Source organism: Microbispora hainanensis (assembly GCF_036186745.1).
GTDB lineage: Bacteria > Actinomycetota > Actinomycetes > Streptosporangiales > Streptosporangiaceae > Microbispora.
The window spans coordinates 8,689,513-8,713,106 of the sequence record NZ_CP108086.1; the positions used below are offsets into that span (position 1 = coordinate 8,689,513).

Annotated in this window: 16 protein-coding genes; 7 read left to right on the forward strand and 9 right to left on the reverse strand. The window is 70.5% G+C overall.

Annotated features, from left to right (window positions below; genetic code table 11):
• Nucleotides 1-112 precede the first annotated feature (112 nt).
• Nucleotides 113-592 (reverse strand): transcriptional regulator NrdR, encoded by a 480-nt coding sequence (nrdR, locus tag OHB01_RS39275; RefSeq protein ID WP_142618207.1) that lies wholly within the window; start codon nt 590-592, stop codon nt 113-115.
• Between the two features lie 434 nt (nt 593-1,026).
• Here nrdR and lexA point away from each other — a divergent pair, with 434 nt between their 5' ends.
• Together lexA and OHB01_RS39285 are read left to right on the forward strand one after the other, a co-directional pair.
• Nucleotides 1,027-1,743, forward strand: a complete 717-nt coding sequence (gene lexA, locus OHB01_RS39280) for a transcriptional repressor LexA (RefSeq protein WP_396688937.1) — start codon at nt 1,027-1,029, stop codon at nt 1,741-1,743.
• 88 nt (nt 1,744-1,831) lie between these two features.
• Nucleotides 1,832-2,926 carry a MalY/PatB family protein gene (locus tag OHB01_RS39285; RefSeq protein ID WP_142645769.1) on the forward strand — a complete coding sequence of 365 codons (1,095 nt, stop codon included), beginning with the start codon at nt 1,832-1,834 and terminating at the stop codon, nt 2,924-2,926.
• A gap of 9 nt (nt 2,927-2,935) precedes the next feature.
• Here OHB01_RS39285 and OHB01_RS39290 read toward each other — a convergent pair whose 3' ends face one another.
• The 3 genes from OHB01_RS39290 to leuS all read right to left on the reverse strand — a co-directional run bounded on the left by OHB01_RS39290 (nt 2,936) and on the right by leuS (nt 10,659).
• Nucleotides 2,936-4,603, reverse strand: coding sequence for a cellulase family glycosylhydrolase (locus OHB01_RS39290; RefSeq protein WP_142645770.1), 1,668 nt, complete (start codon nt 4,601-4,603; stop codon nt 2,936-2,938).
• 320 nt (nt 4,604-4,923) lie between these two features.
• Nucleotides 4,924-8,115: a S41 family peptidase gene (locus OHB01_RS39295; RefSeq protein WP_328854736.1), complete on the reverse strand. Its 3,192-nt coding sequence runs from the start codon at nt 8,113-8,115 to the stop codon at nt 4,924-4,926.
• Nucleotides 8,116-8,196: 81 nt separating this feature from the next.
• On the reverse strand, nt 8,197-10,659 hold the full coding sequence (gene leuS / locus OHB01_RS39300; protein ID WP_328710710.1) for a leucine--tRNA ligase: 2,463 nt from the start codon (nt 10,657-10,659) through the stop codon (nt 8,197-8,199).
• 440 nt (nt 10,660-11,099) lie between these two features.
• On the opposite strand from leuS, the gene OHB01_RS39305 reads away from it, so the two are divergent.
• On the forward strand, nt 11,100-12,731 hold the full coding sequence (locus OHB01_RS39305; RefSeq protein ID WP_328854737.1) for a hypothetical protein: 1,632 nt from the start codon (nt 11,100-11,102) through the stop codon (nt 12,729-12,731).
• Between the two features lie 28 nt (nt 12,732-12,759).
• On the opposite strand, the gene OHB01_RS39310 is transcribed toward OHB01_RS39305, so the two are convergent.
• On the reverse strand, nt 12,760-14,034 hold the full coding sequence (locus OHB01_RS39310) for a cytochrome P450 (RefSeq protein ID WP_142645773.1): 1,275 nt from the start codon (nt 14,032-14,034) through the stop codon (nt 12,760-12,762).
• Nucleotides 14,035-14,237: 203 nt separating this feature from the next.
• Here OHB01_RS39310 and OHB01_RS39315 point away from each other — a divergent pair, with 203 nt between their 5' ends.
• Entirely contained in the window at nt 14,238-14,657 is a 420-nt protein-coding gene (locus OHB01_RS39315) for a hypothetical protein (RefSeq protein WP_142645774.1), read from the forward strand.
• A 9-nt stretch (nt 14,658-14,666) separates the two neighbouring features.
• Here the strand turns inward: OHB01_RS39315 and OHB01_RS39320 are convergent, their stop codons facing one another.
• Nucleotides 14,667-15,935, reverse strand: coding sequence for a cytochrome P450 (locus OHB01_RS39320; RefSeq protein WP_142645775.1), 1,269 nt, complete (start codon nt 15,933-15,935; stop codon nt 14,667-14,669).
• Nucleotides 15,936-16,082: 147 nt separating this feature from the next.
• Between OHB01_RS39320 and OHB01_RS39325 the strand changes: the two genes are divergently transcribed.
• A complete protein-coding gene (locus tag OHB01_RS39325; RefSeq protein ID WP_142645776.1) occupies nt 16,083-17,609 on the forward strand; it encodes a long-chain-fatty-acid--CoA ligase in 1,527 nt (508 codons plus the stop codon).
• Nucleotides 17,610-17,615: 6 nt separating this feature from the next.
• On the opposite strand, the gene OHB01_RS39330 is transcribed toward OHB01_RS39325, so the two are convergent.
• From OHB01_RS39330 to OHB01_RS39340, 3 genes are all read right to left on the reverse strand, one after another.
• On the reverse strand, nt 17,616-18,875 hold the full coding sequence (locus tag OHB01_RS39330) for a class I SAM-dependent methyltransferase (RefSeq protein WP_142645777.1): 1,260 nt from the start codon (nt 18,873-18,875) through the stop codon (nt 17,616-17,618).
• 25 nt (nt 18,876-18,900) lie between these two features.
• Complete coding sequence (locus OHB01_RS39335) at nt 18,901-20,271, reverse strand: FAD-binding oxidoreductase (protein ID WP_142645778.1); 1,371 nt, start codon at nt 20,269-20,271, stop codon at nt 18,901-18,903.
• Between the two features lie 185 nt (nt 20,272-20,456).
• On the reverse strand, nt 20,457-21,446 hold the full coding sequence (locus tag OHB01_RS39340; protein ID WP_142645779.1) for a 2-hydroxyacid dehydrogenase: 990 nt from the start codon (nt 21,444-21,446) through the stop codon (nt 20,457-20,459).
• A gap of 76 nt (nt 21,447-21,522) precedes the next feature.
• Here OHB01_RS39340 and OHB01_RS39345 point away from each other — a divergent pair, with 76 nt between their 5' ends.
• Both OHB01_RS39345 and OHB01_RS39350 read left to right on the forward strand, forming a co-directional pair.
• Nucleotides 21,523-22,641, forward strand: coding sequence for a CaiB/BaiF CoA transferase family protein (locus OHB01_RS39345; protein WP_142645780.1), 1,119 nt, complete (start codon nt 21,523-21,525; stop codon nt 22,639-22,641).
• A gap of 211 nt (nt 22,642-22,852) precedes the next feature.
• Nucleotides 22,853-23,500, forward strand: a complete 648-nt coding sequence (locus tag OHB01_RS39350; RefSeq protein WP_142645781.1) for a nitroreductase family protein — start codon at nt 22,853-22,855, stop codon at nt 23,498-23,500.
• The last annotated feature ends 94 nt before the right edge of the window (nt 23,501-23,594 follow it).

The following is a 23,594-nucleotide window of genomic DNA, read 5'->3' on the forward strand; positions in this document are numbered from 1 at the left end:
CCCCTCCCAGGGCCCGATGGAGCCCCTTCTCCGGACCACGCTCGTTGAAACCACATAGTCGCGGTGCGCCGTCGCGCCCCGCCCGCCTCGTCCCGGTCCCCCGGAAGGCGTCTTATTCCTCGCCCCCGGTGCCATGGGCTGCGGTGCCGTGGGCCGCGCGGAGCCGCTCGATCTCCGCCTCGAAGTCCGCCAGCGTCTCGAAGCTGCGGTAGACCGACGCGAAGCGCAGGTAGGCCACCTCGTCGAGATCGCGGAGCGGGCCCAGGATGGCCAGGCCGACCTCGTGGGAGGCGATCTCGGCCGCGCCCGTGCCCCGGATGCTCTCCTCGACGCGCTGCCCGAGCTGGGCGAGGGAGTCCTCGCTGACCGGGCGCCCCTGACAGGCCCGCCGCACGCCGGCGATGACCTTCTCGCGGGAGAACGGCTCGGTGACTCCGCTGCGCTTGCTCACCATCAGCAGTACGGTCTCCTGCGTGGTGAACCTGCGCCCGCACTCGGGACAGGTGCGCCGGCGACGGATCGCCGCCCCGTCCTCTGCCGCGCGGCTGTCCACGACCCGGGTGTCCGGGTGGCGACAGAACGGACAGTGCACTTCATCGCCTCCCTGAACGCACATCCCCGAACACAAGGTGTGGTGAACTTACACCGGTGTGACTACTAGATGTTGTGGTCCAACCGTAGGAGCGCCCGACCTTGAACGCAAGTCGAACCGGCCTTGGGCAAGGAAGTCCCTGCTCCGCCCGCGTGTCGCACCCCGGGTCACGGCCGCATCACGCGCCCCGGCCGTCGTGGAATAGGCCGTTTACGCGCCTTTTCCCGGCCGCTTTTCGTACGGCTTCTGACCTGCGCCTACAGCGGCCGAAGAAGATCGGGGAAATCGAACACGGGATCGATCGAACTCCCGTACGATGAAGGCGGACGGCGAGATCGGCGATTTCGCTGGATATCGAACAATTGTTTGACGGTGATCTTGAATCGCGGTACGGTCGCTCTGTGCGACACGAGGAACACGGATTGAGAGGTGGCATCGTGAGTGACCGAAGTGAGCAGGCGAATGGCGTCAGCGACCTCGCGGTTCGCAGGCGCGACTCGCTTGGCCTCACCCCCAGGCAGCGGAAGATTCTCGAGGTGATCCGCGACTCGGTCCAGCAGCGCGGTTATCCGCCGTCCATGCGGGAGATCGGGGAAGCGGTCCAGCTGACCAGCACCTCCAGCGTGTCGCACCAGCTCACGGCGCTCCAGCGTAAGGGCTACCTCCGGCGTGATCCCCATCGGCCCCGGGCCCTGGAGGTCCGGCTGCCGGGCGAGCCGGTGCTGTGGGTGGACCCCGACGCCACCTCCGAGGAGGAGCCCGGGTTCAGCCGGCCCACCGCGGCCTACGTGCCGCTGGTCGGCCGCATCGCGGCCGGTGGGCCCATCCTCGCCGAGCAGAGCATCGAGGACGTGTTCGCCCTGCCCAAGCAGCTCGTGGGCGAGGGCACGCTGTTCCTGCTCCAGGTCTCCGGCGACTCGATGATCGAGGCCGCCATCGCCGACGGCGACTGGGTCGTGGTCCGGCAGCAGCCGGTCGCCGACAACGGCGACATCGTGGCCGCGATGATCGACGGCGAGGCCACCGTGAAGACCTTCAAGCGCAAGGACGGGCACGTGTGGCTGGTGCCGCACAACCCCAACTACGAGCCGATCCCGGGCGACGAGGCCACCGTGCTCGGCAAGGTCACGGCTGTCCTTCGCAAGCTGTAGCCGCGCCGGCGCCCCGCGGCACGACGGGATCGCGGGGCGCGGCGGCCGCCTTTTCGGCGGTCGTCAACCGGCAATTAGGGTGAGTCGGATGAAGCTCGACTCCCTCTCCCTCGACGCGGCCCGGGGCCGTGACGGAATCAAGTGGGCGCAGGCCGCGCCCGGCGTCATCCCCGCCTGGGTCGCCGACATGGACTTCCCCGTGCCCGACGTGGTCACGGAGGCCATAGCGCGACGCGCCGCCAAGGACCTCGGCTATCCCGCCTGGCTGGACACCCCGACCGCGGGACCACTGGCGGAGGCGTTCGCCGAGCGGATGGAGACGCGGCACGGCTGGCGGGCCGATCCGGCCCACGTGCGGTCCTTCACCGACCTCAACCAGGCTCTCCAGGTGCTGCTGCACGTCCTGACCGAGCCCGGCGACGCCGTGGCACTGCACGTCCCCGCCTACGACCCCTTCCTCACCACCATCACCGGGATGAACCGCCGCCTGGTGCCCATGCCGCTGACGGCCGACGGCAGGTTCGAGGTCCCCGGAGAGCCCGTCAGTGTGCTCCTGCTGGTCAACCCGCAGAACCCGTCGGGCCGTTCGTTCACCCGTGAGGAGCTCGAAGGCGTCGCCGCGTACGCCGATCGGCACGGCACGCTGGTGATCGCCGACGAGATCCACGCCGACCTGACGTACGCCCCGAAGCGGCACATCCCGTTCGCCACGATCCTCCCCGAGCGCACGGTCACGCTGACCTCCGCCAGCAAGGCCTTCAACATGGGCGGACTGCACTGCTCGGTGGCCCACCTCGGCGCGAAGGAGGCCAGGGACGCACTCGGCCGCCAGCCCGCCCACATCTTCGGCGCGCCCAGCGTGCTCGGGGTGGAGGCCACGGTGGCCGCCTGGCGGCACGGCGACGCGTGGCTGGAGGAGGTGCTGGCGATCCTCGACCGCAACCGCAGGCTCGTCGCCGAGCGGCTCCCGTCGGTCGGCTACCGCGTTCCCGAGGCCACCTATCTCGCGTGGCTCGACTTCGGGGTGCCCGGCGCGGCGGCGTTCGTCGAGCGGGAGGCCCGGGTCAGGCTCAACCCGGGCCCGATGTACGGAGGCGGCGACACCTTCGCCCGCCTCAACTTCGCGACATCGGCGGCGATCCTGGAGGAGATCCTGTCGAGGATCGCCGCCGTGCTGACGTGACGCGCCCGCTCAGCTCGCCGTACAGGTGACCGAGGACGGAACGCCGTTGCTGCCCGACCAGCTTCCGTTGAAGCCGAACGCGGTCGAGGCGCCGGCGCCCAGCGTGCCGTTGTAGGACATGTTCGTCACCGTGACGTTGGACCCGCTCGCGCTGAGCGTGCCGTTCCAGAGCTGCGTGATGCTCTGGCCGTTCGGGAAGGACCAGTTCACTGTCCAGCCCGAGATGGCCGACGAACCCGCCTTGACCGTGACCTCGCCCTGGAAGCCGCCGGGATACTCGTTGACGACCTTGTACGTGGCCGTGCAGGTCTTCCCGCCCGGCGACGAGGGAGACGCGGACGGCGACGGGGAGGGAGACGGCGAGGGAGACGGCGATGGGGAGGGCGACCGAGTCGGAGACGCCGACGGCGAGGCCGAGGGCGAGGGCGAGGGCGACACCGGCGGCGTCGGGGTGCCACCACCGCCGGTCGGCGGGATCAGGTAGGGCGAGATGATGCTCTGCTTGGCCTGGTCGACCGTCGCCCAGTCGTCCTTGAGAATGCCGCCCGTGTCACCCGAGTTGGGGTTCCACGACCAGTAGGTGAACGACATGCCGTTCACGCCGGTGCCCATGTACTTCATGAGCTCCTGGAGCCAGATCTTGTCGATGTTGCTGGCGAGCGTCGTGCCGAACTCGCCGACCATGATCGGGGCGATGTTCTGCTTGTAGAGGTAGCCCCAGTACTTGTCCCAGATGGCCGGCATGTTGGCCGGGTAGGACGGGTCGTCGAACCAGTTCTGGTGGAAGACCGAGGTGGCGTACTCGTGGGGCGAGTAGACGAGCCGGTTGGCCACGTTGAGCCGCACCGGATACTGCCCGGCCTTGGTGAGGTTGCCGCCCCACCAGCCGCAGTCCTCGTCGTTGCTGGGGTCGTTGTCCCAGACGTTGGACTCGCCGCCGCTCGGGCAGCTCACGCCCTCCACGAAGATCAGCCAGTTGGGCTGCACGGACAGGATCGCGTTGCCGGCCCGCTCGGCCGCCAGGCGCCAGTCGCGCGACTCGTCGCCGCAGCCCCAGCAGGAGCCCTTCGCGTTCGGGTTGGTGCCGTCGGCGTGCGGCTCGTTGTGCAGGTCGGCCCCGATGACGGTGGGGTTGCCCGCGTAGTGCTGGGCCAGCGACTTCCAGTCGTTGATCCAGGTCGACTCGGGGACGCCGGAGGTGTACCACAGCGCCGTCTGGCCCGCGCTGGTCGGGCGGTGCCGGTCGAGGATGATCCGCATGCCCTTCTGGCCCGCGTAGTCCACGACCTTGTCGAGGATCTGCAGCGGGGACAGGCCGATCAGGTCGGGGTTGGAGTAGGTGTTGACGCTCGTCGCCTGCGCGCCCGGCTTCAGCGCGTCGTCGGAGAACGGCACCCGGATGGTGTTGTAACCGAGGCTCGCCATGAGGTCGAGCTGGCTCTTCCACGGGTTGTTCGCCCACAACCCGTGGAAGGTCTTGTTGTCGGTCTCCATGCCGAACCAGTTGATGCCGGTCAGCCGGACCGTCGCGCCGGTGCTGTCGACGATCTTGTTCCCGCTGGTGTGCAGGTAGCCGGTGCCCGTGCCGGCGGCGTTAGCCGGTGACCCGGTGACGACGAGCACGGTCGCCGCAACCGCGGCGGCGGTCGTCAGCCCGCCGAGAATTCGTCTGTACAAGACGTGCCTCCCACGCGGGGCGCACGCCGACGGCGAGCCATACGGTCAGGCGCGCACCCCAGACCACCGCCGGAGCGGTGGTGGTCGCGGCATGCCCTGACCGCACGCCTACATCGATATGAACTGGTTTTGTGGCTCGGGCGTAATTTTGTCCGGAAGGCCAGTCCATCGTCAACGTCCCGTCACGGCACCATGCCCCGCAGGCAATCGAGCACCATGCTGTGCACGCAATCGAGCACCGTGCTGTGCACGCAATCGAGCACATGCCCCGCACGGCACCATGGCACCGTACGGGGGCACGGGGGCACGGGGGCACGGCGTCACGGCAGCGGCGGCAGCTCCGGCGGAGCGGCCGGCGGCCTGTCCTCGAGCGCCGCCAGGGCCAGCTCCACCGCCCGCGCCAGCTGGGGATCCCGCCCGGCGACCAGGTCCTGCGGCGTCGCGACGACCTCGACGTCCGGGTCGACGCCGTGGTTCTCGACGCCCCACCCCTCGCCCTCCAGCCAGAACGAGTAGCGCGGCTGCGTGACGACGGTCCCGTCCACGAGCGAGTAGCGCGAGTCGATGCCGATCACGCCGCCCCAGGTCCGCGTGCCCACGAGCGGCCCGATGCCGCGGTTCTTGATCCCGGCGCTGACGATGTCGCCGTCCGATCCGGCGAACTCGTCGGTGACGGCCACGACGGGCCCGCGAGGCGCGTCCTCGGGGTAGCGCCCCGGCTCGTATCCCCGGCTGAGCTGCCACCCGGTCACCCGTCGCTGCAGCTTCTCCAGCACCAGCTCGGAGACATGACCGCCGCCGTTGTCGCGGATGTCCACGACAAGCGCGTCGCGGTCCATCTCGGCGCGCAGGTCCCGGTGGAACTGCGCCCAGCCGGTGGACATCATGTCCGGCACGTGTAGGTAGCCGACCCGCCCGCCCGACGCCTCGCGCACGAACGCCCGCCGCCCGGCCACCCAGTCGTGGTAGCGCAGCCGCGTCTCGTCGGCGACCGGCCTGACGACGACCCTGCGGGTCTCGCCGCCGGAGCCGGGCCGTACGGTCAGCTCCACGGGCCGTCCCGCCATCCCGGACAGCAGCGCCAGCGGCCCGCGTACCGGGTCCACCGGGCGCCCGCCGACGGCGACGATCGCGTCGCCCTCGCGTACGGCGACGCCGGGCGCGAGCAGCGGCGAGCGGGCCTCGTGGTCGGAGGACTCCCCCGGCAGGATGCGGCGGATCCGCCACACCCCGCTCTCGTCCCGGGCGAGATCGGCGCCGAGGAGGCCCTGGCGGCGCCGTGGATCGCGGCCCGCGCCGACGGGCCGCGCGTACGCGTGCGAGGTGGCCAGCTCGCCCTGGACCTCCCAGAGCAGGTCGATCAGCTCGGAGTAGGCGCCGATCCGCTCGACGAGGGGGGCGTAGCGGTCGAGCGTGCCCGCCCAGTCGACACCGTTCATGTCCTCCCGCCAGAAGTGGTCGCGCATGAGCCGCCCGGCCTCGTTGTAGGCCTGCCGCCACTCGGCGACCGGGTCGATGGTCACGGCCACGCGGTCCAGGTCGATGGTGACGACCTCGTCGTCCTCGCCGGTGGAGCGGGTCTGCAGGCCGTGTGCGCCGGTGGCCACCAGGCGCGTGCCGTCGCCGCTGACCTCGAAGGCCCCGAACTCCCCGTCCAGCTCGGTGACCTTGCGCTTGACCAGGTCGTAGCGTTCGAGGACCGGCTCGCCGGGCTCGGTGCCGTCGCCGAGCTCGCCGGTGAGCGGGTGACACAGCCACAGCAGGCCGCCCTTGGCGGCGCGCAGGTTGGAGTAGACGCCCGCGGGCACCGGCACGGGCACGATCCGGGCAGCCAGCCCGTCGGCGTCCACCTCGGTCACCCGCGGCGGGTCGGACTTGCCGTCGCTCTTCGCGTCCTGGGTGTTCTCGGAGGCCCGGGAGTCCGCGCCGGCGTCGTCCTCCCCGCCGAAGCCGCGGCCGGTCAGCGAGGGATCGAACGGCGAGGGCGTCGTGGCCTTGAGCGGCACGAGATAGGGCCGGCAACTGGCGGGAAAGGACAGGTCGAAGACGTGCCTGTCGTAGACCGGGTTGAACGTGCGGTCGGACAGGAAGGCCAGGTGCTTGCCGTCCGTCGTGAAGGACGGGCTGTAGTCGTTGAAGCGCGGCGGGGTGACCTCGATCGTGGTGCTGCCGTCCACGCGGGCGAGCTTGAGGTGGTAGCGCCAGGGCTGGTAGGCATGCGCCCACGCGAGCCAGGCCGAGTCGGGCGAGAACGTGAGGTGCTGCACGTCGCCGTGGGTGGTGCGGTCGACCTCACGGACGTTCCCCGAGTCGAGGTCCACCACCAGCAGCCGCCCGTCGTGGGTGGCGACCGCCGCGTGCGTGCCGTCCGGCGCGGCGGCCAGGTCGAGCACCCGGCCGAGCTGCCCGGCGGCCAGGGTGCGGATCTCACCGCCCGGCGTGCCGATCTCCAGCGCGTCCTCGCCGGAGGCGTCCGACACCCAGACGGCCCGGCCGGTCTGCGACTGCGGGGAGGAGCCGAGAGTCCGCGGCAGCCGCACCCGGACGCCGGGCTCGGCGCGCAGCGTGCCTGCGGGGCCGTCGCGGTGGGTCAGCCAGTGGGCGGTGCCGCGGATCTCGACCACGCTGGCCCGCCCGGTGCGGTCCGGGGCGAAACCGCCGACGTTGTTCGGCGCCGGCCGCCTGGCCCTGGCCGGGCGCGGCCCGCTCAGCGTGATGTCCAGCCTGCGCGGCTCGGCGTCGAGGCTGTCCAGCAGCCACAGGTCGCCGGCGAGGCTGTAGACGACGCGGGAGCCGTCCGACGTGGCATGGCGCGCGTAGAAGCCGCGGTGCGTGGTGTGCTGCCGCAGGTCGGAGCCGTCGGGCAGGCAGGAGTAGAGGTTGCCGTCGCCGTCGGTGTCGGCGAGGAAGGCCAGGCGCTCGCCCACCCACATGACCGACCAGTGCTGCGCGGGATCGCCTTCGAACAGGCGGGTGAACTCGCCGTCGCCCGTCGCGTCCACCCAGATCTTGGCCGCCGTGCCGCCGCGGTATCGCTTCCACTGCGACGGCTCGCGCCAGATCGCCGACACGGTCGCCACCCTGGCGCCGCTCACCGCGGTCTCGCTGACCCTGCCGTACGGCAGGGCCGTCGCCGGGCCGCCGTCCAGCGGCACCGCGTGGGCCCACTGCCACGAGCGGGAGCCGTGACCCGCGGCGGTGACGGCCAGCACGTTCCCGTCCTCGGTCCAGCCGCGCACGCCCGTCATGGCGTCGCCCCAGTGGGTGAGCCGCGCGCCCTCGCCGCCCTCCAGGTCGGCGGCGAACACCTCGGGAGCGCCCTCAAGAGTGCTCGTCCAGGCGATGCGGGTGCCGTCAGGGGAGAACCGGGGATGCGAGACCTCGACCCGATCGGCCGTGAACCGCCACGCCCTGCCGCCTCCCGCGGGCGCCAGCCAGACGTCGTCGTCCGCCACGAACGTGAGGAGGTCGCCGTTCAGATGGGGGTATCTCAGGTATGCGCCATTAGCCACGTGCGCACCCTATTCCGAACGACGACGGCTCCGCCGTACCGGGCAGGTTCGATCACGGTACGGCGGAGCCGGGGTCACCCGTTACGGGACGACGTTGACGAGCTTGGGCGCCCGCACGATCACCTTGCGCGGCTCGCCGTCCAGGTAGGGGCGGACCTTGTCCGACGCCAGGGCCAGGGCCTGCAGGTCGGCCTCGGAGATGTCCGGGGAGACCTCCAGCCGGTCGCGGACCTTGCCCGCCACCTGCACCACCGCCGTGACCGACTCCTGGACCAGCAGCGCCGGGTCGGCCTCGGGCCAGCCGGCCTTGGCGACCGACGGCGCGTGCCCGAGCCGCTCCCAGCCCTCCTCCGCGCAGTACGGCGCGACCAGCGACAGCATGATCGCCAGGGTCTCGGCGGCCTCGCGGACGGCCGGGTCGGCCGCGCCGGGCCCGGAGTCGATCGCCCGGCGGGTGGCCGTGGTCAGCTCCATCATGCGGGCCACCGCGACGTTGAACCGGTAGCTCTCGACGAGCTTGGTCACCTCGTCGATGGTCCGGTGGGTCACCTTGCGCAGCTCGACGTCGCCGGTGGAGAAGTCCACGCCGGGCGCGCTGGCGGCACCGGCCTCGGCCATCACGCGGAACGCGCGGGCGAGGAACTTCTGCGACGCGGCCGGCGAGACGTCGGCCCAGTCGATGTCGTCCTCCGGCGGCCCGGCGAAGATCATCGTCAGCCGGACGGCGTCCACGCCGTACGTGTCGATCTGCTCGCCGAGGTCCACGCCGTTGCCCAGCGACTTCGACATCGCCTTGCCCCGGTTGATGACCTGGCCCTGGTTGAGCAGGCGCTCGAAGGGCTCGGTGAAGTCGACCAGGCCCATGTCGTGCAGGACCTTGGTGAAGAACCGCGCGTACAGCAGGTGGAGCACGGCGTGCTCGACGCCACCCACGTACTGGTCGATCGGCCCCCACTTGCGGACCTTCTCGACGTCGAACGGCCCGTCCTCGTAGTGCGGGTCGCAGTAACGCAGGTAGTACCACGACGAGTCGACGAAGGTGTCCATCGTGTCGGTGTCCCGCTGGGCGGGGCCGCCGCACTTGGGGCACGCGACGTTGACCCACTCGGTGGCCGCGGCCAGCGGCGAGACGCCCTTCGGCTGCAGGGCCGCGCCGCGCAGGTCGGGCAGCGTGACCGGGAGCTGCTCGTCCGGCACCGGGACCTCGCCGCAGTCCGGGCAGTGGATGATCGGGATCGGCGTGCCCCAGAACCGCTGCCGCGACAGCAGCCAGTCGCGCAGGCGGTAGTTCACCGCGGCCCTGCCGGTGCCGCGCTCCTCCAGGACCTCGATGATCTTCTTGATCGCCTCGGTCTTCGTCAGCCCGTCCAGCGGGCCGGAGTTGACCAGCGTGCCCTCGCCGGGCGTGGCGATGCCGGTCTCGCCCGGATCGGCGAGGCCGGTGTGCACGACGACCTTGACCGGCAGGCCGAACTTCCGCGCGAAGTCGAGGTCGCGCTGGTCGTGCGCCGGCACCGCCATGATCGCGCCGTGGCCGTAGTCGGACAGCACGTAGTCGGCCGCCCAGACCGGGATGCGCTCCCCGTTGACCGGGTTGATCGCGTACGTGCCCAGGAAGACGCCGGTCTTCTCCTTCTCCGTGGACAGCCGCTCGATGTCGGAGAGCTTGGCGACCTCGGCGCGGTAGGCGGCCAGCGCCTCCGCCTGCTCGGGGGCGCAGATCTCCTCCGCCAGCGGGGCGTCCGCGGCCACGACGAAGAACGTCGCGCCGTACAGCGTGTCGGGGCGCGTGGTGTAGACGGTGACCGGCTCGTCGCGGCCCTCGATGCGGAACTGGACGTCGGCGCCGGTGGAGCGGCCGATCCAGTTGCGCTGCATGGTGAGGATGCGCTCGGGCCAGCCGCCCTCGATCTGCGCCATGTCGTCGAGCAGCCGGTCGGCGTAGTCAGTGATCTTGAAGTACCACTGCGTCAGCTCGCGGCGGATCACGTCGGCACCGCAGCGCTCGCACTTGCCCGCCACGACCTGCTCGTTGGCGAGCACGGTCTGGTCCTGCGGGCACCAGTTGACCAGGCCGCCCTTGCGGTAGGCCAGGCCCCGCTCGTAGAAGCGGGTGAACAGCCACTGGTTCCAGCGGTAGTACTCCGCGTCGCTGGTGTGCAGGCGTCGCGACCAGTCGAAGGAGATGGCGTAGCGCTTGAACGAGTTCGCCTGCGTCTCGATGTTCTTGTACGTCCACTCGGCGGGGTGGGCGTTGCGCTTGATGGCCGCGTTCTCGGCGGGCAGGCCGAAGGAGTCCCACCCGATCGGATGCAGGACGTTGTAGCCCTTCTGGAACCAGTAGCGCGCGACGACGTCGCCGATCGCGAAGACCTCGCCGTGCCCCATGTGGAGGTCGCCGGAGGGGTAGGGGAACATGTCGAGCATGTACTTGCGCGGCCTGGTGTCCGCGAGGTCCTCGACCGCCGCGAAGGGGTTCAGCTCCTCCCACCGCGGCAGCCACTTGGCCTGCAGCGCCTCCGGGTCGTACACCGGCTCGTCCACTTCCACTCCTCGCCAGGCGGCTGGAATCACACACAGATGATGGCGTCCGCCGGGGGCAGGTCCCTGCGTCACAGTCGAGGCAGCCCCGTCTCCGCGCTCTCGCGCTCCGAGGCGGCTGCCCGCTCAGCGGGGTGGCGGCACGCATGTCAAGCGTAGCGCAGACCACAACCGGGTCGCCGATCGATCTTGCGGGCTGACCTCGCGTGTCAGAGCGCGATACACGATGGTGATAGTTCCGTTGTGGGCTCTTATGTCCATTCCCCTACTGTGCTTCTGTGGCCAACTCATTTCCGCCCGCGGATTTGCCGATGCAGGACCCGCCCACCGACCCCACAGGTGAGCAGTTCCGAGAGGCATTCCGCGGTTTCGCTGCGGCAGCCCCCGGCTCGCATGAGATCATGCCAGGCACCCCCAATTCGGGCATGATCTCGGGAGGTACCGTGCCCACGGACCGCAGCGAACACCAGCGGGAGCCGTCGTGGCCGGAGATCCCGCCTGCCTGGCCCGAGGCGCCACCTCCGTCCTCGTCATCCTTCACCCCGACCGTCAGGTCGTTCGTCGAGGGGACGCCGGGGACGCCCCAGCAGTCCGCGGACGCGACCGCGACCATGGCGGGGGGCCCGCTTCCGGGCGCGGCTCCGGAGCGGTCCTACCCCGCCTTCACCCGGGACGGCTACAGCGGCTCGGGGGGCGCCGGAGGCACGGAGAACTTCCGCGGCGGGGAGAACTTCGGCCGTACGGAGAGATTCGGCGGCGCTGAAGGCTTCGGTGGCGCGGAGAGATTCGGGAGCGCGGAGAGATTCGGGGGCCCCTCGCCGGCGTACGGCACACAGGGCCCCGCGGGTCCCGCGGGGCCCGCGGGGCATGGTCAGGGCCAGGGGTCGGGGCAGCCCGGCCCGTACGGAGGTCAGTTCTCCGGCGGCGCCATGCCGGGAAGTGCGATGCCGGGGAGTGCGATGCCCGGCGGCCAGATGCCCGGTGGTGCGATGCCCGGTGGCGCGATGCCCGAAGGCCCGGCCCACGGCGCGACGCCAGGCGCCCAGATGCCCGGTGGTGCGATGCCCGGGAGCCCTGACCACTCCCGGCCGTCCGCGCCGTTCACCCCGTCGGTCCGCTCGTACGCCGAGTCCGCCCCGGCTGCTCCGCACGCCTCCGCCGCCCCGCCGCACGCCTCCGGCGCGCCGCAGGCCCCGCCCCAGCCGGAGGATCCGTACCGGCCGTTCGTGACGGCGGGACAGATCAGCGGGCCCAAGACCCCTCCCGCGCACCGGCAGCAGGAACTGTGGAACACGGTGTTCGGGGAGAACTACCAGGCCATCGACGAGTACGAGGACGACGAGGACGGCCGGCCGGTCTGGCTCTACGCGCTGGTGGCCTCGGTCGTCGCCGCGCTCGTCGGGGTGCTCGTGTGGGCGTTCGCCGCCGGGCCGCTCAGCTCCGGCGACGCGGCCGAGGCTTCGACGTCGGCGAAGCCGACCCCCGCCAAGACCGCCACCACGACCAAGCCGCAGACGCAGACCGCGTCACGGCTGCCCGTCTACAAGGGCACCGCCTCCCCGGTGAACGGTGTGCTCACCGACACCGCCGGCCGCGTCACGCTGCCCAAGCTCGGCGGCCCCTGGCAGGCGGACGCCGACCCGGCGCAGGTCAAGGCGACGTACGGCTTCACCACCAGGCAGTACGTGCCGGCCGGCATGACGACCAAGGGCAAGCGCGAGTTCGCCGTGGTCATGTCGGGCACGCTGGCGCAGTCGCTGGCCGCGAAGTACACCACGCCCGACAATCTGGGCCCGGTGATCAACGCGGTGATGTACCGGGCACGGCAGACCCAGTTCCCCAAGGACAACAAGATCGCCAAGGTGGCCCAGCAGCGCCTGGCGCGCAACAACCTCACCGGGCTCGCGGCGGCCTACAAGGTGACCGCCGACGGCGCGACCACCACGGTCGTCGTCGCGGCCGTGAACACCGGCGCCGACCTTCCCACGATCGTCTACATGGCCGTGCCGGAGCTCAAGAACGACCTGCTCCCCGACATCAACACGGTCTTCCGGTCGATCAAGCCCCTCGGCTGACCGCCGGCCGGGCCCGGAGCCCGGCCGGTCAGAACTCGCAGGGCATGTGCTTGATGCCGTTGATGAAGCTGGACAGCAGACGCTCCGGTGCGCCCGCCTCGATCTGCGGGACCCGCCGCAGCAGCTCGCGGAACATCGCGGTGATCTCGCGGCGGGCCAGGTGCGCGCCGAGGCAGAAGTGGGGGCCCGGGCCGCCGAATCCGACGTGCGGGTTCGGGTCGCGCAGGATGTCGAAGCGCAGCGGGTCGTCGAACACCCGCTCGTCGCGGTTGGCCGCCCAGTAGTACAGCAGGACCTTCTCGCCCTTGCGGTAGAGGTTGCCGTTCATCTCGTGGTCGCGGGTGACCTTGCGGCGCATGTAGTTGACCGGCGCGGCCAGCCGGACGATCTCCTCGATCGCGCGCGGCGCCCGGCCCTCGAAGTCCTCCAGCCACAGCCGGCGCTGGTCCGGGTTGAGCGTGAGCAGCCGCATGCCGTGCGAGATGGCGTTGCGCGTGGTCTCGTTGCCGGCCACGACGAGCAGGATGAAGAACGAGCCGAGCTCCTGGGCGGTCAGCCGCTCCCCGTCGATGTTGGCGTTGACGAGGGACGAGGTGAGATCGTCGGTGGGGGTCTCCATCCGCAGCGCGGCCAGGTCCTGCACGAGCTGCTGCAGCTCCATCCCCGCGGTGAGCAGCGCGTGGGCGATGTCCTCGCGCTTGCTGACATATTCGGGGTCGGTGGCGCCGAGGACGATGTTCGAGCGGTCGAAGACGAACTGATAGTCCTTCTCCGGGATGCCCATCATGTCGCAGATGATCTTCAGGGGCAGCTTGGCGGCCACCTCGGTGACGAAGTCACAGCCGGGGCCGGTCTCCAGCAGCTCGTCCACGATGCGCGAGGCGGCGGCGTCCACGTCGGACTCGAACTGCTTGATCATCCTCGGCGTGAAGGCGCGCGAGACGATCCGCCGCAGGCGCGCGTGCCGCGGGTCGTCCATGTTGATCATCGAGCCGAAGTATTCGGCGAACTCCCCCGGCAGGTCGGGGATGTTGGTGGCCCCGCCGTCGCCCGAGCAGAAGACCTCGGGGTTGCGGCTGGCCTCCAGGATGTCGGCGTGCCTGACGAGCGCGTGGTAACCCGGCCCGGTGATGCCGCCCAGGCTGAACTCGGGCTCGGGGAAGAAGGCCGGCTTGTCCAGGTCGCGCAGCAGCCGGAACGCGTGCTCCCGCTCCTCGTCCGGGCGGCCCCAGAAGTCCCAGTCGTTCAGGTCGATGTCCGCCGCCGAGGTGATGGGCGTACGCTCCGTGGGCTGTGTCGTCATGGTGGGGGCCGACCCTTCCGAGTGACTAGAACCACATTCGGTTTCTAGTCTGCCACACCGGACCGTTCACCCGCAGCGGCTCAGACGCCCATGCGCCGGCGGGGGGAGGACGGACGGGGCCGGACGGACGGGGAGCGCAGGATTTCGGACCTGTTCTCGTCCCGCTCCTTGGCGCGTCGCCGGGGCGCCCGGACAGTTGGGCCATGACTGACACGACGCCTGAAGGACACACCGGCAACCGGAGCGGCATCCGGCGCTGGGGACGTTTCGCCCTCCACTACGTCGAGATGATCATCGCGATGTTCGCCGGGATGTTCGCGCTCGGCCTGCTGTGGTCCGCCCTGGGGTTCGACCCCTCGTACGACAGTGATCCCGAGCCGGCCTACCTGCTGATGGCGTTCGACATGTCGGCCGGCATGGCGGCGTGGATGCGGGTGCGCGGGCACTCCTGGGCTCCGACCCTGGAGATGTGCGCCGCGATGTTCGTCCCGGTCGTGCCGCTCTTCCCGCTCCTGTGGCTGGGCATGATCGACGGCATGGCCGTGATGGTCGCCGCCCACGTCCTGATGTTCCCGCTGATGCTGGCGGCCATGTTCCGGCGCCTCGACGAGTACGCCCACTGAGGCCGGCGTTCAGAACCGGTAGCTCATGTGCTTGACGCCGTTGATGAAGTTGGACAGCAGATAGGACGGCTCGCCGACGGACCGGATGGCGGGCATGCGGTCGAACAGCTCCCGGAACATCACGGTGATCTCCCGGCGGGCGAGGTGGGCGCCCAGGCAGTAGTGGGGGCCGTGGCCGCCGAAGCCGACGTGGGGGTTGGGGCTGCGGGTGATGTCGAAGACGTCGGGGTCGCGGAAGACCGTCTCGTCGCGGTTCGCCGAGTTGTAGAACAGCAGGACCTTGTCGCCCGCGCGGTAGTCGTGGCCGTTCATCGTGTGGTCCCGGGTCACGGTGCGCCGGAACTGGATGACCGGGCTGGAGTAGCGGACGATCTCCTCCACGGCTCCCGCGATGCGCCCGTCGAAGTCCTCCAGCAGCAGCGCGCGCTGGCCGGGGTGGTCGGTGAGCAGTTTGAGCCCGTGGGCGATGGCGTTGCGCGTGGTCTCGCTGCCCGCGACGACCAGCAGGATGAAGAACGAGCCGAGCTCCTGGGCGGTCAGGCGTTCCTCGCCGTTCACGAGCCTGCTGGTCAGGTCGTCGGTGGGCCGGCGGCGGCGCTCGGCGGCCAGGCGGCGGGCCAGCGCGTTCAGGTCGTGCCCGGCCCGCAGCAGCGCGGCCAGGCCCCGGGCCGTGGTCCAGCGGCCGAAGGAGCCGTCCGGCCGGGACGGGTCGGCCGCGACCCCCGAATATTCGGAGTCGGCGTTGGCCAGGATCGTGTTCGTACGGCGCAGCACCCGGTCGTGATGATCGGCCGGGATGCCCATCATGTCGCAGATCACCCGTACGGGTAACCGGGCGGCGATCTGGGTGACGAAGTCGCCCGGCCCCTCCCGTACGGCGGCGCCGACGATCTCCCGGGCGGCCCGGCTCAGGTCCTCCTCCATCTTGGCCAGGATGCGCGGGGTGAACGCCCGCGAGACGATCCGCCGCAGCCGGGCGTGCCGGGGGTCGTCCATGTTGATCATCGAGCCGAAGTAGACCGCCAGCCAGCGGGGCATGTCCGGGATGCTGTTGGCCGTCGGCTCGCTGCTGAAGACGGCGGGGTCGCGGCTGGCCTCGGTCACGTCGGCGTGCCGCACCAGCGCGTAGTAACCGGCGCCGTGACCGATGAAGGGGATCTTGTTCTCGCGGAAGAAGGCGGGGTGGTCGAGCGCCCGCAGGCGGCGGAACGCCTCGTGCCGCTCGGCCTGGGGCAGGCCCCAGAACGGGATGCGGGACAGGTCGGCAGCCGTGTCCATGCCGCCACTCTTGTGCGGGGGCACGGCATCGTCAAGGGTCGGGAACGCCCTTGTAACCAGACCCTCAAAATCCGGACCTTGAGCCGTTACGCTGAGGTACCTACCGGTTGGTATGGACCGAGGGGTCCGATAGAAGAGGGAGCGGCAATGCTCAACCTGGCCGTCGTGCTGGAAGACAGCGCACGGGAGAAGCCCGACGCCACCGCGGTCGTCTTCGGCGACATGCGCCTGCCGTACTCGCTCGTGAACACCGTGGCCAACCAGGTCGCCAACCTGCTGGTCTCGCGCGGCATCGGCAGGGGCGACAAGGTGGCGCTGGCCTGCCCCAACGTGCCCTACTTCCCGTTCGTCTACTACGGGATCCTCAAGGCGGGCGCGACCGTCGTCCCGCTGAACGTGCTGCTGCAGGCCAGGGAGATCGCCTATCACCTGGACGACTCCGACGCCAAGGCCTTCTTCTGCTTCGAGGGTTCGCCGGAGCTGCCGCTGGGCGAGCGGGGCCGGGCCGGCTTCGCCGACGCCGAGGGCGCCGAGCACTTCTTCGTGCTGCCCGCCACGCCGTTCGCCACCGAGTCCGAGCTCGGCGAGACGCTGTGGGCGGCCCTCGACGGGGTGTCCGGCGAGTTCGAGACCGTGCAGACCTCCGCCGACGACACGGCGGTGATCCTCTACACGAGCGGCACCACCGGCCAGCCGAAGGGCGCCGAGCTCACCCACCAGAACATGGTCATGAACGCCATGGTCAGCGAAGGCATGTTCCCTCGGCAGGGGGAGGACACCTATCTCGTCGCGCTGCCGCTGTTCCACTCCTTCGGGCAGACGGTGCTGATGAACGCCGGGTTCCTGCGCGCAGCCACACTCGTGCTGATGCCGCGCTTCGAACCGGTCGAGGCCCTCACGCTGATGAACCGGGAGAAGGTCACGCTGTTCGCGGGTGTGCCGACCATGTATTGGGCCATGCTCACCGCCGTGCACGCCGGCGCGGCCGAGGTGCCGTCGTCGCTGGTGACGGCGGCCTCCGGCGGTTCGGCGCTGCCGGTCGAGGTGCTCAAGGACTTCAGCGCGACGTTCGGCGTGAACGTCCTGGAGGGGTACGGCCTGTCGGAGACCGCGCCCGTGGCCTCGTTCAACCAGCCGGGCAGGCCCGCGAAGGCCGGCTCGATCGGCACGCCGATCTGGGGCGTGGAGATGAAGCTGGTCGACGCCGAGTGGAACACGACCGACGAGATCGGCGAGATCGCCATCCGCGGCCACAACATCATGAAGGGCTACTACAACCGGCCCGAGGCGACGGCCCAGGTCATGAAGGACGGCTGGTTCCGCACCGGCGACGTGGCCCGGCGCGACGAGGACGGCTACTACTTCATCGTCGACCGGGCCAAGGACATGATCATCCGCGGCGGCTTCAACGTCTATCCGCGGGAGATCGAGGAGGTCCTCATGACCCACCCCGCGGTATCGCTCGCCGCGGTCGTCGGGGTGCCCCACGACTCCCACGGCGAGGAGGTCAAGGCGTACGTCATCCGCAAGCCCGGCGCCACGATCACCGAGGAGGAACTGGTGGCGTGGTGCCGGGAGACGATGGCGGCCTACAAGTACCCGCGGATCGTGGAGTTCCGCGAGTCCCTGCCGATGACCGCCACCGGCAAGATCCTCAAGCGCGAGTTGCGCTAGAGCTCTTTACGGCCAGTCGAGGGACGGGCGCAGCGGCACGTGTGCCTGTCCCTCGTCGTCGAGCCGGACGCCGAGCACCTGGTGCAGCTGCACCTTGTTGCGCTCGAACCCGACGACGCAGCCGGCCATGTAGAGCCGCCAGACCCGGGCGGTGCCCTGGCCGACCTCCTCGACCGCCTCGTCCCAGTGGGCGTCGAGGTTCTTGCACCACTCGCGCAGCGTCAGCGCGTAGTGCTCGCGCAGGTTCTCCTCGTGGCGGACCTCGAAACCGGTGTCCTCCATCTGGCGGATCAGGTAGCCCACCGACTCGAGCTCGCCGTCCGGGAAGACGTAGCGGTTGATGAAGCCGCCCTTGTTGATGGTCTTCTCGGTGCTGGTCGGGCGGGTGATGCAGTGGTTGAGAATGCGCCCGCCCGGCTTGAGCTTGCCGTACAGGAAGGAGAAGTACGACGGCAGGTTGTCCTTGCCGATGTGCTCGGTGAGGCCGATCGAGCTGACCCGGTCGAAACCGGTTTCCGCGACGTCGCGGTAGTCCATGTAGCGGACCTCGGCGAGCTCGGACAGCCCGGCCTCCGCGATGGCCTTCTGCGCCCACTCGGCCTGCTGGCGCGACAGCGTGACGCCCAGGCCCTTCACGCCGTACTCCCTGGCCGCGTGCATGACCATGCCGCCCCAGCCGCAGCCGACGTCGAGCAGCCGCATGCCGGGCTTGAGGTCGAGCTTCTTGGCGACCAGGTCGAACTTCGCGTACTGCGCCTCCTCCAGCGTCGCGTCCGGCCGCGGGAAGACCGCGCACGTGTACGCCATGGAGGGGCCGAGCACCCACTCGTAGAAGCGGTTGGAGACGTCGTAGTGGTGATGGATCACCTCGGCGTCGCGCTGCTTGGCGTGCCGGCTGCCCAGCTTCGCCAGCGTGCTCTGCCGCGCCTCCTGCGGCGGCGGCTGGACGCGCATCAGCAGCGGCTTGATCCCGAGCGACCGGATCGCGGCGATCTTCTCGCTGAGCGGCAGGTCGTTCAGGGTCAGCGACCACATCCGGTCGAGCAGGGTGTACATGTCCCCGTGCACGTCGATGTGCCCGGAGATGTACGCGCGGGCGAGGCCGAGCTCTCCCGGCGCCTGCGCGAGGTAGGCCACCGCCACGGGCGACTTCACCTCGATGCGGAGGTCCGCCCCCGAGGATCCGGCCTTGCTGCCGTCATAGGCGACGAACTCGACGCCGGCGTCAGGACCGACGATCTTCTCGAAGATCTTCGCAAGAGTCATTGCACCTCTCCCGACGTATCGACGCCTACCGGCCTCTGACGCACTTGTCGTAGAGGTCCAGCAGCCGGCCGCCCGGGTCGTAGGCGCGCTTGACCGGCCAGTAGGCGTCTCCGTTGTAAAGCCGCCAGAACTCCTCCCGCTCGTAGAAGGAGGTGGAGTAGAGCGACTTGTGGCCGTCGAGCGAATGCACCGCCCGCTCGATCAGCCGGTTGTAGTACCCGTCGTACTGGCCGCGCGGCAGCGGAACCATGCCCCAGAAACCGAAGTTCACGTACAGGCGGCCGGGTTCCAGCGGGTAGAGGGCCCACCGGTCGGTCGCCTTGAGCGGGCACATCCACACCGGGGTCATACCGACCCTGTCGTGGAAGACCTCCAGGAACTCGGCGCCGCGTTCGATGGGCACCTCGACGTCCTGGATGACCGACTCGTGCACGGGGTTGTTCCGCCAGCGGTCGATCCGGGCGGTCACGCCGTACCTCTGGTCGAGGCCGACGAGCTTGCGATAGACGTCCGACCGCAGGTAGCGGCGCGGCAGGAGCGAGCGGACCAGCGGCTGCTGCACCCCGAAGGCGCGCGAGCACCAGAACCAGTCGGTGTCCCAGCGCCACAGGTAGTCGCGCACCGTCAGCCAGTCGCGGACGCGGCTGCGGATCGACTGATAGTAGATCCGCATGCCGGTGTAGTCGGACGTGTAGGGCGCCCGGTCGGAGAACGAGCCCACCGTGATGTACAGCTCGTCCGGGCCGAAGAACGTGCCGTCGACGAAGTCGACCCGCTCGCCGTCGTGCTCGCGGCTGTCGCAGATCTCCTGCATGGCGAGCATGCACTTGCCGGCGTCGCTGAAGCGGATGTGCGTCAGCTTGACGTACGGCTTCACCCTGGCCAGCTTGATGCGGATCCGCAGCGCGTAGCCGAGCGTGCCGTAGGAGTTGGGGAACGCGTGGAACAGGTCCGCGTGCTCGTTGTCGGCCCGGGCCACGACGATCCGCCCGTCGCCGGTGAGGATCTCCAGTTCCTCGACCGACTCGTGCGGCAGACCGTCCTTGAAGCTCGTCGACTCGATGCCGAGGCCCGTGACCGCGCCGCCCAGCGTGATCGTCTTGAGCTGCGGCACCACGTAGGGCATGAGCCCGTACGGAAGCGTCGCGTCCACCAGGTTCTCGTACGTCGTCATGCCCTGGACCTCGGCGGTCATGGTCACCGGGTCGACGTGGATGACCTGGTCCAGATCGCGGGCGGACAGCGTCGCCGTCTTGGCCGGCGCGCGGAAGCGGAACAGGTTCGTCGTGGCCTTGGCGAGCCGGGGAGCGGAGTCCTCCGGTATGGCCGCGTAGGAGTCCCTGATCTGCTCGACGGCCTTCTGATGGGCGGTCATACTGGCCGTGCGCTCTGGCATGACACCACCCCCATGGATCGTAGAGATCGGCTCTTGGCACGCTATCCCCGGCGGGGAACGCAGACCAGAGTAGACACGTTACGCCCCGGAAAACTATCTGGAATTCCCGCGGCGCACCGTCGGCGTAGATCGTATCCTGCTCTTTTTCATCGCCTCCGGCGCCCCTGCCGTAACAGGGGAATTCGTCATCCGCCGGGCACGCGACGGCGGACCAGGGGATCGGCGCCGTTGACCACGTTGACCACCGGACGGCCTTCCGTCGCGGCGGTGAGGTTGTCGAGCACGCACCGGATCAGCCGCGTCGTCGCCTCGGGCGTCACCCCGGCGGCGTGCGGCGACAGCAGGACCTGCGGACAGGAGCGCAACGGGTCGTCCGGCGCCGGGGGCTCGCTGTCGTACACGTCCAGCGCCGCTCCGGCGAGGTGACCGGACTCCAGCGCGGTCAACAGCGCCGCGTTGTCGACCACCGCGCCCCTGGCCGCGTTGACCAGCACCGATCCCCTGGGCATGCGGGCGATCCGCGCCGCGTCGATCAGCCCGACGGTCTCGGGCGCGAGCGCCACGGCCAGGACGACCACGTCGCTGCCCGCCACCAGCGTGTCGAGATCCGCGTAGTCCGCGCCGTACGTCTCGGGCTTGGGCGTGCGCGACCAGTAGGAGACCCGGCAGCCGAGCGCGCCGAACATGCGGGCGCAGGCCGCGCCGATCGGCCCGAAACCGATCACCCCCACCCGGCAGCCGGACAGCTCGCGGCGCTGGTAGGCGAACTGCGGCCACTCCCCCGCCCGCATGGCCCGGTCGCCGTCCGCGAGATGGCGCAGCAGCGCCAGCGCGGCGGCCAGGCACCATTCGGCCACCGCGGCGGCGTTCACCCCCGCCGTGTTGGCGAGGGGCACCCCGGCGCGGGCCAGCGCCTCCAGGTCGTGCCCGTCGACGCCGACCGACGGCTGCTGCACGAACGCCAGGCGCGGCGCCAGCCGTACGGCCTCCGCGTCGAGGGCCAGGGCCCCGCTCCAGTCGCCGACGACGATCTCGGCCTCGGGCAGTGCGTCGAGCAGCGCCGCGCGGTCGTGGCGGGCGGGGACGCGCACCTCGACGCGGCCGTCGAGGTCGGCGAGCAGGCCGCGCACCGCGTCCTCCGGGAGCGGTGGCAGGGCAAGAACATTCCACGTCACGGGCGCAGTCTCGCATGCCTACAGAAACATGTTCTACTAATGCGCGTGAAGTGATACCGCTCCGAGGAGGGTTCGGATGGAGGAGTCGCGGGGGCCGCTGACAGGGATCCGGGTGCTTGAGCTGGCCGGTCTCGCACCCGGGCCGTTCGCCGGGATGATGCTGGCCGACCACGGCGCCGAGGTGCTGCGCGTCGACCGGGTGAAGGCCGTGAGCGACACCCCGCGCCGCGACGTCATGGACCGCGGCAAGCGCACGATCGGCCTCGACCTGAAGTCGCCGGAGGGCGTGGCCGCCTTCAAGCGGCTGGCCGAGCGGGCCGACGTGGTGATCGAGGTGTTCCGGCCCGGAGTCGCCGAACGGCTCGGCATCGGGCCCGCCGACCTCCACGCGGTCAACGAGCGGCTGGTCTACGGCCGCATGACCGGCTGGGGACAGGACGGCCCGCTCGCCTCCACGGCGGGGCACGACATCGACTACATCGCGATCGCCGGGGTGCTGTCGATGCTGGGCCGCGCGGGCGAGAAGCCCACCCCGCCGATCAACATCCTGGGCGACTTCGCCGGCGGCGGGCTCATGCTGGCGTACGGCGTGCTGCTGGCGCTGCTGGAACGCGAGCGCACCGGACGCGGCCGGGTGGTGGACGCCGCGATGGTCGACGGCGCGGCGCTGCTGTTCTCGATGTTCTACGCCGGGGTGCACTCCGGTCACTGGGGCCCGCGCGGCACCAACCTCCTCGACACCGGCGCGCCCATGTACGACACGTACGAGACGGCCGACGGCGGCCATCTCGCCGTGGGCCCGCTCGAACCGCGGTTCTGGGCCGAGATGCTCGCCCGGATGGGTGTGGAGGACATGCCCGACCGCGACGACCCGGCCAACTGGCCGGCCATCAGGGAGCGGCTGACCGAGATCTTCCGGTCGCGCACCCGGGCCGAGTGGGAGGCGGTCTTCGAAGGGTCCGACGCGTGCGTGTCCCCTGTGCTCGACCCGCGCGAGGCCGTACGGCATCCGCACAACCGGGCGCGCGGCACGTTCGTGGAGGTCGACGGGCTGCCGCAGGCCGCGCCCGCGCCCCGGCTGGTCGGCGCGCCGCGCGGCGACCTGTCCCCGGCCACCCGGCTGCACGACCTGAGCGCCTGGGGCCTGCCCGCCGACGAGGCGAAGGCCCTGCGCGCCGCCGGTGTGCTCGCCTGACCGGTTCCCGCAGCGCCCGACCTTCTCGGCAGTTCGACCCCGGCCCCGCCCCCTCGGCCGTTCCGGCCCGACCGGCTCCCCCGCGGTTCCGGCCTGACCCCTGCCCGCCGCCCCCTGCCTCCCGCCCCCTGCCCGCCGCCCCTGCCCCTTAGCCCCCTGCCCCCCCGTTTCCCCCGTTCCCCCCTGTGACGATCGAGGAGTTCCCCCGCACATGGACGTTTTCGAAGCCCTCTACACGACCCGCGCCATGCGGCGGGTCAAGCCCGACCCGATCCCGATGGAGGTGCAGGAACGCATCCTGGACGCCGCCGTCCGCGCCCCCAGCCCGGGCAACACCCAGAGCTGGCGGTTCCTGCTGGTGGACGACACCAGGGTGAAGGAGCAGCTCGGGCCGCTCTACCGGCAGGCGCTCGGCGTCCTGTTCGAGACGCACTACAAGCCGATGCGCGAGCGGGCCGAGGCGACCGGCGACACCCGCACGCTCAGCGTCATGCGGTCGGCCCAGCACCTGGCCGACCACTTCGAGTCCTATCCCCTGATGCTGTTCGCCTTCACCCGCAACGACACCAGCGGCGGCTCCATCTATCCCTCGGTCTGGAGCGCCCAGCTCGCCGCCCGCGCGTTCGGGGTGGGCAGCGCGCTGACCACCGTGCTGGGGCTGTTCCACGGCGAGGAGACCATGCGGATCCTCGGCGTGCCCGAGGGCAAGGGCTGGCAGATCGCCTGCACCGTCACCTTCGGCTACCCGACCGGCCGGTGGGGTGTGGCCCCGCGCCGGCCCGCCCACGAGGTGTCCTTCCGCAACCAGTGGGGTGAGCCGGTCGGCTTCGAGATCCCCGAGCCCCTCTGGACGCCCTGAGCCGATCACGCTGATCGCCCTCCAATGAAGCAGGTCTTGAATCGAATGTAGTACATCTACTACATTCGAGAGCACGGCTACTTCATTGGAGGGC